This window comes from Leptospira fainei serovar Hurstbridge str. BUT 6 (assembly GCF_000306235.2).
GTDB classification, from domain to species: Bacteria; Spirochaetota; Leptospiria; order Leptospirales; family Leptospiraceae; genus Leptospira_B; species Leptospira_B fainei.
Genome location: NZ_AKWZ02000004.1, coordinates 56,902 through 69,975, shown reverse-complemented (window position 1 = coordinate 69,975; position 13,074 = coordinate 56,902). Strand labels below are relative to the sequence as shown.

Here is a 13,074-nt window from a genome sequence, read left to right as displayed (position 1 = left end):
AAGTTTATTTTCCTTCTGAATTCCGGTTTGAGTCGGTAGATTTTATTTTTAACCATCCTTCTCTAAAGAGGAGACTAACGGAAAAATTCGTTTCGGTATGGACCTTTTCGATGTGAGAAAGGTTTTGCCAGGAGCCGGATTCCTTTTCTACCCATATCCAATCCGTTCCGGGTATGAGCGGTAAGGGTAATTCGAGTCGCTCAGAAGGGGTCAAGACGGGCGCCGTTTGAAACGTTACACTCATCTTTTCCAATGCCGGCGCATAATGATATCGTGGTATATCGATCCTTTTTTTAGGCACGATTCCCATCGTGGCATGTATCGGAGCCCGCGGGTCGATAAGGAGCAGAACCGTACTAGGATCCTCGTTGGGATCGGGTTTAAGAGTGATCGTAGTTTCCGACGGAATTAGGATCGTAGGATCGGAGCCGTCGGAGTGAGAGGAATAGAAATTTGAGAAATCCGTTTTGCCTTCTTTCTCGGGATAAAAGCCGAGCAATCCGTCTTCGTATTGCAAAGCGCTTCCTAATCTGAGAGGAAATGAGACCTCGGTAAAGCCGGCGATATCGTTTTGTTTCGGATTGCCGATATTGTAATGTAGCGAGGCCCAACTTTGGTTTTGAACGGGATTTCCTTTTAGCTCGACCTTCAATTTCGCCCGCACAATCGCGATCGGCCGACCGATAAATTGAACCAGACTTGTAGTTTCGCTGTAGTTCTGGGGCTCTATGAATCGCAGGGACTTATCCAACGTGCTTATAAACGATTCCAGAAAGGCTTCATTCCTACTTAGAATATTAGAAACGAATTCTAAAATATGCGAATTTTTGAATGTTTGGTTCATTTTCTGGGAAAAATCCGCGTCCTGAACTCTTATCGTAATAAAGGGATCGTTGCCCGGTGAACTTTCAAAGAAGATGCCGCTACCGTCATAAGCCGCGATCGACCCCAACGAATTTCCGTCCTCGTCGTACAACATCAAACTTCCATCGAGATAGTTCGGTAGGATCCAACCGTGGATAGGCGAATTTATACTGTTCATTTCTTCCGTATCGTCGTAAGTCGATAACCAACGAAACAACAGTCTTGCCGGTTGAACAAATCGCGGCGGAAGAAAGGCCGGATAAGTATCGTTTTGAATGAAAAGACTTCGGGAGGCTACGGTCGGCGGAGTATCATAATCCCGATATTGACCGAAAGCATCCACCACCCTTAGCTTCTGGATGCGTCCAAGTCCGCACCGAATCGGGTTAAAATTGATTTCCGGTAAAGGATTCGTGTCGTTCGTCCCGCCTACGAAGGTCTGTATTTTTTGATTGAATGTCCTTTCGAGTCCGCGCGCCAAGGGATCGTGTACCTGAAATTGCATCTCCTGGGCTTGCATCCCCAGCGCGTCGTTGAATCCCGAAAGGGATTGAGATAGAACCGGAATATTTACGGCCTGATCTAAAATCTTCTGGACGATCGGGTTCGCGGAATACTTTTGATAGTCCCTAACTCGATCTTTTAAATTCTTGATGGCTTGCGGGGTCAGAATCGTGGAGCCGGTATAGTTTTGTTCCTGTCCCAATCCTTCGCCGCCGTATTTTAAGTCCGTTTCCCCGTCCGGTAGTTTACAATTCTTTTGAATGAAATCGGGTACGTAATTCGGGAGCGAGACTCCTTGCGTGACGGTTTCGATCGTCTGGTAAGGTCGGAATGCGAAATTCCACTGGAGTAGAATCGGGTGCCAAGGACGATCCCATATACTAAATTGCAACGGGGAAGGTACGACTCCCGAAGTAATATGATTCTTGTAAAATGTATCCGATCCGCTCGAGTCGAATTCGTTTTGCAATTGTTCCAGGATGCCGGGGATAGAAGACGCTTCGCTCGTTTTCACAATAACTCCCCATTGACTCTTATCCAAATAATACGATTCCGAAAGAACTAGGTTCGGTAAATTTCCTAAAGGCAGATTGGAAATATCGGGATACTTAGGCAATTGGCTCGATGCTACGGTATAAGAAGTTCCGGTATAAGCGAACTGAAATGCGGTGATCGTTTGCGAATCAATCCGACAGAGTAACTTACCGCTTTCGGAAAATGCACCGTCGAATCCGTAACGACCCGAGGGTTGAAGATCTTTGCCGGAGATTAATACTATCGGATCATTGGGTTGATAAAAACGAGGAGCTTCGATTGCCTTTAGAGAATACCCTTTTCCGATCTCATCCGAAATTTTTTGTGAAAGGGATTGGATTTCGGACGTAAGCGTAGAGAGATTATTGTTCAGAACTTGAAACTGCGATTGGTCGCCCACATTCGCTTCGATAAATTGTCTTATATCATTCGAACTTACCGGAGGAGTATTCCCCGTTGCCGGATATAACGAGGCGATGAATTTATACCAATCTGCGAATACCTGCTTTTTTATAGAAAGGGTTTGAGCGGAATTTTGATCCGTTTGTGTCTGGTATCGATTTAATTGATTAAGATCTTTGGCTATCTGCTCCGGTAATCCGGTTGCATCCTCGGTTTTCGGGTCAGCCGGGACGACGGTCCATAATGTTTCGGTTTGTTCGGTACCGAAAAAGCTTTTATGCAATACCCTTTCAAGATCAGCCATTGCCCCCACATCCGTTAATTTATCTAGATACCCGATCTGCAAAGCTTCGATAAAACGTTCCAATTGGCTTCTGTTCAAGCCCGGCACTTGGATCAGAACGGAGAGTAGGCTAGCTAATCCTTCCGAGTTGGTATTTGCGAGAGCGACCTGGGTCGCGCTCAAGTCCGTTTTAGAACTTATGTAATTCGTGGACTGATTCCATTTTACGTTTCCGAGCATCCCTATACATGCCATTCCGGAAATTGAATCGATCGGAGTTTTATCGGGGAGCTCCCATTGAAAGGTATCTAATGTTTTAGCGAGATCGCCGGAGGAATGAATTGGATCGTTATTTTGATCGTTATACCATCCAATGACCGCATAACTGATTGAATAGTTGTCCGGATTAAAATTGACCAGATCGGCGAATGTATCCTGAAATCCGAATACGGTTTTACAATTCGGATAATATGACGCAAACCGAGGTTCCCCGTATCCGATCGCGGTGAAAGGCGTTAATCTTTCCGTACTTGGGTCAGTACTTTCGGACCATTTTTCCAATTCGACCGCTCTTCCCATATAGCGAAAGGGCGGATTCGTTTGAGAGAAGGCAAAATTTCCGTCCTTATTAAACGGAATATTCGTATGATCGTAATATGCATCCGCGTCCGTTGATAGAAAATCGGATTCGATAACCCAGGATTTTTGAGTCGTTTGCAATCCGTCTATGCTCGTTAGTATTCTCGTGGCTAACCATCGATTCGGCACATTCTGAAATTGAATAGATTCGGCCCCGGTGTTCTTATTTGTTATCTGCATTCCTTGTGTGAGCGCATCAGGAAGAGCCCAATGCAGATGAACGCCTATTTTTAACGGCAGGCTTTCCGTTTGAAAAGGCTTGTTTACGAATAGATCGCTAAGGTTCGCTCCCTGCGGGCCGCCCATGTAAGGTAGCGTGACGAAGTTCGCTGTAGCCGGTGCAGTAAGCGGCGTACGCTGTTCCGAATCTTCCTTTCCTACGCACATCGCGTCCAAATCGATCGGAACAAGTAAAAAAGAGGGCGTATTATTTGTCTGAGTCATCGATTGAATCACTCCTGTGTTTTTAAAAAGCTGATCTTATCCACGCCTTCCACCATCTGCATGGCGAACTGAGCGGAAGTGAAGTGATCGGCGGAGACGTTTAGTTTTTGTATTATCTCGTTCGCAAGAAGATCGACATTTAGAACCCCGGAGTAATCCCTAAATGGAATATTATTCAAAATTAAATTAGTTTCCAAGTCCCCGTTTGGATCCCTGAGTTCCTTACTAAAAGTCTGGTTGAAGTCCAATCCGAAATGAACTCCTTCGGAGGGAAGTTGGATATCAATTTGGCGGAGCTCTCCTGCAAAAAGGCATAATATAACGTCTTTAGAGAGATGGTCCATTCGCAGGCACTTGAGTTGGTCGGTCGCAAGGTTGTTTGCATCTTTCTGCGGAGTTGCATAACCCCTAATCTCTAGATTGGGCCAGCCCGAAACTGCGGACGACCTCAAGATTACTCCGGCGATTTTTTGAGGAGCTTGTGGGGTTGGGTTCGCATCGGAGGACGATTTCCGGATTGCCAGAGAAGTTTGTATGGCAGCTTGTCGAATTGAAGTCGCCGTTTTTTGATCGTTAGTAAGATCTCCCGCAGTTGAGCGACCGATACTAAATGCGCCGTCGATCAAGGAATCCACCCAATTCGTATCTAGTTCGAAAAATCGAATCGATTCCAGCGGAAGCATTCGTTCGTCAGGTACTAGATAGAAGAAAGGGACTCCGATTAATAGAGAGAGTTTCCCTAACCAATCGTTTATAATATCCTGCCAATCGGATCCGTTCGCCGTATCCGGCGCCGCTAAAGACGAATCACCGAAAAGTTGGCTAATCAGCTGCTTTTCTGCCGCTAAAATATCCTGTCGTTTTTGAGACAGCTTCCAACGATAAAGAGCCATCGAGAAAGAACGACTTTGCAATCCCAAGAGTCGACCTAACTCCCAAGCCGCCGAATAGGAAAGATTAAAGACTCCGTTATTGGAGTCATACGAAGTGAGTTCGTCTGAAGAGGAGGCCGGAAAGGAGGTCGTTATGGGAACTGAATACGGTACGAGCGGACCTCGATACCAAGATACGGTCTTATCGCCCTGCCGTAAACGGTGCGGTAGAGGTAGATAGCCGGACTTGATCATATTTTGCGCGATAGCAGAAAGTCCGGGGAGATCCGGCAAACGAAGTGTAGACGGAACCCTCTTCAGATTGGACACTAATTGCTTGAACGTAAATTGTTCGGACTCGGCGGAAAAACTCCACTTGCTTAAGAGGACGAGTGTGACACTCCCTGTGGAATCCGGAGTATAACGAGAGTTCATTAGAGGATCATAATATCCTTCCAAAGAAACGAGATATGCAGTGCTTACCGACCCGGGTTTTCCGATGCGATTTCCTACGACTACGGCAAATTCGCCGGGTCCCTCCTCGGTAGCGGTTGCTTTATCCGAAGTTTCCACGAGTCGGACGTGCGTGAGTCGATTCATTTCGCTTTCAAGGGGAATGATCGAATCCAGAATTTTTTTCGGCAAGCTAAGAGTTTGACAGGAATCGGCAGCCTTATCCCCGGATTCTAACGGAAATCCAAGATTTCCGATCGGCATCGTGTCCGTTTTCACCTGCGAGAATTCGGAGGAATCGATTAAGAGAATCGCAAGCCAAGGAGTTCCGCTGGTTTCCGTTCCCGCCGTCCTTTCCCAAGGTAAAGTAGATTTCGAAATTACAACGTGAGGTAGACAATTGGAAAAGTCTCCGAAACTTCCATCAGGAGGAAAGTAAGCGACAATCTCCTCCGATGCTATCTTAAATCGTTCTCCTCTTACCGATAGAACCTTGGTTTCCGAAAACGTATCCGTATCTCCGAAGCCCAAATCCACTTGGTGTTGTATTTGAATCGTATAATCTCCCGATTTTAAATCCGGGCGATGATACTGAATGAATTCCACTGTTCTGTTATCCGACATGGGTTCTACCGTTAAGAATATATTTTCGGAGGAGTTAAAAACGCGTTATCCGAACCCTTCGAAAGATTCGATAAGTCAAAATCATCCGGGACAAAGCCGAAGGCTGAAAATAAGTCCGATCTAGAATGTGCGGTTTGGGAGATTGTGCCGATAATCTTGTCTCTTCGTTGTTCCGGGTTTAGATTTCCGATGTTCGGCTCCGTCACAGTTTCCCAAACGTAGGCATTTTGGATCGGGTCGTCCGCGAACTCCAATCTGAACAAGGGAATATTTGAAGTGACCGCCGGGTTCGGAATCGGTTTCGGGGATATTTCATAACCCATTAGAATTCCGGAAAGGACGGCTTTTGAATTCAAATCGGCGCTAATGGACTGACCCCAAAGGGAATCGGGAACATTCTTATAGAGCGGGTCTAAAACAAAATCTCCTTCCGCACTTTCCCCATCCCTCGTGATAGTAATCGATGCCGCCGAGTTTAGAATGTCGGTACTTTTCCTGTCCATAGGTGCGATGCCGAATGCGGGATTCTCGCTAGTAAGCGTGTCTTTCCCGAACGAGGTCTTTCTCAACGGAATCGATGTTGCAAAAGAAAGACTTAATGTATGGGGGTTGATCACCCACTGTACTTTCGAAGACGTATCCTTGCTTAAATCTTTGACGATTCCCGATGTCGCGGATATTTCGAATCCGCGAGTCTGACCATCCTGTTGCGGCAAGAAAGAAGTTTTAAATTCCGACCACTTGATTGGATCAGGATGTTGGCCGCTATCGCCGAAGCTGATCGAGAATGAAACAATCCATAGATGAATTTTTGCGATTCCGCTAAAGTCGGGACCCCAGAAATGAATATCCGCGCCGATATGAACGGTGATCGTAATGTGTATCGTGTAGAACAATAGGTCGATCGAGAATCGATAAGAGACTCCGATGTCGACACCGCAATCCGCATCGTAGTGAAAGGGTTTCCAGCGAAGAAGAAAATCGACGTAAGCCGAAAACCAAGCGCTTAAATTACCGCAACTCCAGACCGCTTCCAAGCCTCCGCCGGCCATCAGATATCCAGGAGTAAGAGCAAAATAAGAATATCCTTGAATACTAATATTTGATCCGATTTGCCAATAAATCCCGAGACGGGGAACATTCGGATAGTGAGCGGGGACTTGGAAGCTCGGATGGTATCCCCCGAAAGTCACTACGAAATCTCCCGCGTGATCCCCGCCGAGCCAAACGAAGTAAGCGAATCCTCCCGTTAGGTGACAATCTTTCGACAGTATATAGGAACTTGGAGTCAATTGAGCGCTGATTCCGAAGAATCCATTTTGCGGGTCGAAAGACGCCTTGAGCGCCATTTGCGCTTCGGCGATCGGATTTGAAACGCCCTGTGGAATAGTCAGGGTGGATAATCCGACGAGATCCAATTCGAAATGATCGCCTAACTGCGCTGTGGCGAGCGCGAACGAATCGATCATCTGGAATGTCAGAAATCGTATACCTGCGGCAAACCAGTATTCTCCCGATTTTGGAACTGTGATCCGATTTTCGTCCAGATATTGAAGCATCGCGACCGGATCGGAATTCGCGGAAGATTCCGATCCTTCCGCTATCTGTACGAAAGGAAAATTCCGTATTTGATCCACTCCAGGGACATTCAGGGTAAAGTTGTATCCGAACCCGCCGGCTAAACCCATTACATAAAAATACGGAGGCCCTCCGAGCGGCTCGGAATAATCCAAATACACGAAGAAGGAAACTGTTCCGTTCCGATTCGAATAAGCGCCCAACGCGGAAAGTTCAAATTGAGTGAGGCCCAGGATAGCTTGCCCTTCGTACAATCCTTCCGCCGCTTTTAGGAATCCTCCTCCGATCGTAACCGGAGGATTAGAATAGGTTACGCTTAGTCCTTCGAGCATAAAGCTAGGTTGAAAATGATCGAAAGGACTCGTAACGCCTAATCCCGCTAAGCCGATTTCTATACCGCCCAGACTTAGGAAAGCGTCTAGGAGAAACGTAACTTTCGAGTTTTCAAATCGGACTCCGATTCTTTGCAGAGTAACGGATCCGAGATGAACGTTCAAGGCGAACCATTTGGTTTTATCAACCGTGCTTCGCTGTGCGGGGGTAATAGGATAGTTCGGCTGGAGAGGTGAGGCCGGATTGACTGGAAAATTATTTCCGGCGCCGCCCGCCGAAGGCCCGTCCAAAGGCATAGCGAGCGACAATACGGAACTTCCGAGTTGTATATGAGTGGAAAAATTTTTGCCCTTATCTATGTCCTTAACCGGAGGTATTAAGGCGCCTTGCGGTAAGCGATTGACAAGAGTGGTGATTTCATCCTGGGTAAATTTTCTAGATGCGATCGCGCAAGCGATTGATTGTAATTTCATCGCTTGTATGGAGTTGATTTCCGAGCCCACTAAGGGGAAATTTGCCGCGTCAATATTGATCTCCACTTCAAAGTCGAGTATGTAATCCCAATACGTATCCGGCGCAGATTGATACGTCCCTGAGTTAATCGAAGTTAGATAATCCTGCACGCTTCCCAAATACGTATCTGTCGAATCGTTTTTTTCGGCAAAGAGACTAAACCTTCCCAACATTGCGGTTCCGTCGTAGACGGCTCCGGACGTGATGAAATATTTGTTCGCGGCTCCTATGTTGAATTCCAGATAGAACTGTTGTAGATTTAGATCCCCTACCCACATCGGAAGATCGATACCGATCCAGTTCCCGAATTTTTCGATAAGCTTACCGAACGGAATCGGCGTATTCTGTTGTTGTAATTTAAAGTTCCATTCTGTAGACGGTTTTCCGTTTTGCGAGGAAATACTGGAATCGTATGTCCCCGAAAGAACGAGGCCGACTCCTCCAACATCCAACGTGATACTAATGCTCGCGGTGCTAGAATAGATCCCGTTAGTCGGATCGCTAAGTTTTCTCTGCGCTTGAAACGAATTTATTTTTAGATCCAATCCTGAAAAGAAATCGATCGTATCCGATGATCCGCCTTGGATTGTAAATTCTTTCGTCTTAGGTGTGATTTTTACGTCCAGGTTTTGGATCATAAAATCAGGAAGCTCGATCGGTATATGTATTTCGTGTAATAGTTGATCGATCAACCAAGTTACGTTGATCTGCGGAATCTGCACTTCGATGCTAAGGGAAGTTCCCCAATCGATCTCCACATCTAAATTCCAATTACCGATCAAAAGTATTCCCACGATCGAACCGGTAGTTGTCGGATCACCGGACGAGTCTTCGTCGGGAGGGGCGTATTCCCCTTGAATTCCCAATTGGCTGAATACGACCGGCAAGTTTCCGCCGAAATCGATTTCCCAATCGGTAGTGCAGTCTATCTCGAAGGAAAAGGAGGAGTCTTTGAAATTCCCATCCAGTTCGAAATCGACTATATCAATATCAGGAAGTTCCTTTGTCGAAAAAAAACGATTGATTAGTTCTGCGGCATTAAGGCTCTGATCCGCTTTCATGGTTACGAAAAATCCGCCTGAAGAAGGATCTAAGGAGGTATAAAATTCCGTTCCGCCTAAAATCCAATCTCCTGCGATTGATAGCGTGCTGGTCGGAGAATCCGAACCTTGCGGATAATATCGGTTCCAAATAAGAGTGGGAGTGATCTCTACTTTATCGTGAAATACTGAAATCGGTTTTTCCGTCGTAATGTGAAATTCAAGCGTATCCAACCTCATCGGGGAGATAGAAATTCCCAACTCCAGATAATTCAGCGTGAGTTGGCCTAATTCATGACCCGCCGGTAGCATTTGGGCTAAATTAGAAAGACCGAGTAAGCTTTCGACTTCCGAAAGGGTAATTCCTTTATCAAAAATTCCTAAAATACGAGCGCTTGTGGAACCGATTCCGGTTTGTACGATGAGTTCGAGGCCGCCTCCTTCCGGGCCCAGATAAACCTCGAAAAAGAAGCCCGGGGGAGCTCCACTGATATTTTCCAATCCTGAGTAAATACAAAGCCTTCTCAGTTCGATCTTCAGCCCGCCGATACTTAGCGACGGATATTGTTGCGTAGTAGGGTCTTGAAGACTATGACCGATGAGTACGTTGCCGGATCCTTGATCGTCCACTCCTGCGACTCCGAAAACGGTAAGTTTATTTAGATCCGGCTGAATGAGTTTGACTTCGCCCCAAAAATCCCCGTCGGCAACGATCGTTGAAGAAAAGTTGAATCCGGCTCGTAGAAGCTCTAGGCCTAATGTGGGATCCGAGGGAAGAGTTGTAAGAAGTTGTAATCCGGGCGTTTCTGCCTCTTCGTTTCGGACACGCCAGAAATCATAGGAACTGAATCGGGTTTGAATATCTTGAAACGATATCTTTCTAAGGAAAGATTCCTGAGCTCCTTCCGCGAGCATATCCGTTTGATAATTCATAAACGGGGGAAGATAAGGATATAAGGAAAGTATGTCCCACTCTGTCGGTAAGCCTTGAAAATCGACGATGCATTCGATAACGGTTTCGGTCGGTTTATTGGAATCCTTAGATGCAAAAAACTGAATTTGCACCCCCAAATTTTGGAGTTGTATTCCCTTATTTTGGAAGGGAATCAAATCGATTTTACCCTTCACCGTAAAATTACCGGTCGAAGTGTCTTGTGCATCCACTTGGATGGAACCTAGCTTCAGATGGTCCACACTAAAGACCGTATTCCATATCTTCGGAAGGTGATCCTGTCCGAGTAAGTTTTGGTCGATGAGCAGATCTCCCGCCGTGTTTTTTACACGATTAAAAAGATCGGTCAGGAGTTTCAGGGCAAAGGTTTGGGTTTCTACTATAGGCATGGTTAGGCTTGAAGTTTCTTAATTAATTGGGCAAAGGTCGTTTTGATCGGCTGCGGGATTTGATTTTGGATTTCGTCTCCGAGTATGATTCCACTTTCGTCATCGAACTTGAACTTATCATAGATTCCCTTGCCGGCACCCTCGACTACGTATGCTGCGACAGCTTTCGGGTCTTTTTTCTTCTTTTGCTTCGCGTCTTTGTAGCCCGCTGGAAAGGCTTTAAACGGAGTGAAATCAGCCGAGGAGCAATCGATGGGAGGATCCAATTTTGCACAATCCCGAAATAATCTTTCTAAGAATCTGGATATCAGAGAGGTATTGTATTCATATTTGGCTAGCGGATCTAAGAGGGAAACCTTCCAGTCCACAAATTCTTCTAAAATAAGAAATTCATAATAATCGAAACTTTGGCTTTGAGCGTCGTACCAATGATCGAATACTTTCTTTCCGCCGTGATAGACCTTATAGCGCATCATGTGTGCGGTCGGGAGCGGAAATTCCTTCAAATCGGCCAGTGGCATTTTTACGTCTCCTCGATTTAAGGGGCCGTCATCGGAGGCCGCTCCGGTATACCAGACGGTTTGAGCGGGAAGCAGATATGCCGTGATTTTTGCAGTAAGCCCGTCGATTTTCCTTTTTCTCTGGCCCGTTTCAATCGCGAGTTGTTCCGTATTGCAATGCTTGCTCCCGGACACGAAATTTTCGGGGATATCCGGTCCTCCGTCGCCATGGCCGTAGAGGTGACACCATTCTTGATCGGTTATCACTCTTAGCGCTTGCGCTCCGCCTTTAGGAACGACCAAATTTTTGAAATAGGGAGTGGCATCTTTATACAAATCCAAAATTTTAGTCTTCAATATCTGGTCTTTTTGAGCGAGATAATCGGTAAAATCGGTGGCGGGAAGACTGCTTCCTGAATTGCCGGGATTATTTTGGGCGAAATAGGCGTCGTATCCCGTCTTTAACACGTCTCCACTTTGGTCTTTCTTAAATTTTTTATTATAAAGGAACTTGCCCATAACAGTTCCCGCATTTTCCCTCTCCATCGATTGTTTGTGGCTCAACTTGACACCCGGGGTTACCTTGGCGGCTTCGCCTCCTTTCATTTTCTTCTTGGTCAAGAGTTGTTTTCCGATATATTTAAAATTCTTGATAGGCGATTCGAATACCCTCGGTGGGTCATATCCGGCAAGAGGCTTATTCTTTCTTTTTGCATCCGCGCCCTTGAACCTTTTAAAATAAAAGATAGGCGGAAATTTATTTAGGGATTTTTTAATATTCGGAACGGTTTTATTCTTAATGATTCCGTAAATCTTTGCATCCTCGCTCTTGGATAACAATGCATCCGGTTCATACGTAGCGGAAGGGGTATTGGTTTTGAACACCCGATCCGCTCCCGAGGATATAATGGCGGATTGATCTTTTGTCTCGATAGGCAGTCCGATTGCGTACGCGATGAACTGATTGCCGGACCAGATACTCACATTTTCATCTACGTTATCCGCTCTTCCTCTTCCGCCGACGCCTCCCCCTCCTATGTTCGGGATAAAACGTCCTAATATCGCGGCTAAGGTGCCCGCTTGGTCTACCCAATAGTAAGGGGTTTTGTTTGCCAGATTGGCCGGTATAGATTTGATGAGGGCTCCCATATTTACGCTTTTGAGCGATAAACCCGCGATCTCTTCCGGATTCAAATTGGGAGAAAGTTTAATGGCCGTTGCTATTGCAAGTAAATCATCGTATTTTTTTACGGTTCCGTCCAACCATCTAGACAAGAGGATTCCTTTGTTTGTATCCCCCTTGTTTTTTGGGGTTGCTATATTCTTAATATTATATTTATCGATTCCTTCCTTCCCTTGGATAGTGTACCAAGTGCCTTGATCGATGCCTGAGCTGAATAAATTCAGGTGAGTTTCGTTGCCGAAGACGACGGCTTTTATATTCGAAAAGTTGAGGTATCCGGCTAACCTATCCTTAAAATTAGCTATTTCAGGATTCGGTAATTGAATTAAAGAAAAGGCGCTCCCTAAATTTAATATGGCAAGATTGCCGAGGATTTGATTTTCAACACTGCCATACGTGATCGGATCGTCATCAAAAGAAAATTCAAAAAGGAAGAAATTCATTAATCGATCGGTAAGCGCGAATATGTATTCCAACTGAGCTGCTTCTAACTCGTTAAGATTCGCTCCGTCGGAAGCGATCGTAAGTTTACAAGGATTTGCATCCGGATTAAAGGCGGCGAGATTCAGTTTCGTAGCATCGTCTGTTGCCGGTAAGTCGTCTATATTTTTGGTATTTTTATAATAGTTTAATGCAATTTGGATAAAATAAGAAGGAACGAATTTAGCTGCAATTTTCTGGATTAAATTCGTTTTGATATTGGCCGCATTCATTCCTCCCACGCCGTCTAACTCGGGAAAGGCGTTCATAAAATCCGTCGTTATTTTGTCCGCATCATCATAAAGATAAACGGAGGAATAATTTGCGTCGATATAATAAGGATATACGGAAAAAGCCATGTCGGTTATCGAATCCGGTCGTTCGTTGTTTTCTTTTCCGAACCAAGAAGGGAATTTCCATGGTTCGTAATAAGAATTAAATGCTTTAAAGGTGTTTTATCCATCATCAATTCGCTTTTCATTTACGT

4 protein-coding genes are annotated in these 13,074 nt (G+C 45.5%); all 4 read right to left on the bottom strand.

Going from position 1 to position 13,074, the window contains the following annotated elements:
• Positions 1-4: 4 nt before the first annotated feature.
• The 4 genes from LEP1GSC058_RS06535 to LEP1GSC058_RS06520 are packed head-to-tail and all read right to left on the bottom strand — an operon-like array spanning position 5 to position 12,946.
• Positions 5-3,670, bottom strand: coding sequence for a hypothetical protein (locus LEP1GSC058_RS06535; RefSeq protein ID WP_016548771.1), 3,666 nt, complete (start codon positions 3,668-3,670; stop codon positions 5-7).
• Between the two features lie 8 nt (positions 3,671-3,678).
• Positions 3,679-5,619, bottom strand: coding sequence for a hypothetical protein (locus tag LEP1GSC058_RS06530; protein WP_016548894.1), 1,941 nt, complete (start codon positions 5,617-5,619; stop codon positions 3,679-3,681).
• An 11-nt stretch (positions 5,620-5,630) separates the two neighbouring features.
• Positions 5,631-10,424 carry a DUF6603 domain-containing protein gene (locus tag LEP1GSC058_RS06525; RefSeq protein ID WP_016548776.1) on the bottom strand — a complete coding sequence of 1,598 codons (4,794 nt, stop codon included), beginning with the start codon at positions 10,422-10,424 and terminating at the stop codon, positions 5,631-5,633.
• A 2-nt stretch (positions 10,425-10,426) separates the two neighbouring features.
• The gene (locus LEP1GSC058_RS06520) at positions 10,427-12,946 is read right to left on the bottom strand and encodes a hypothetical protein (RefSeq protein ID WP_016548841.1); all 2,520 of its coding nucleotides are present in this window, start codon (positions 12,944-12,946) and stop codon (positions 10,427-10,429) included.
• Positions 12,947-13,074: the final 128 nt, after the last annotated feature.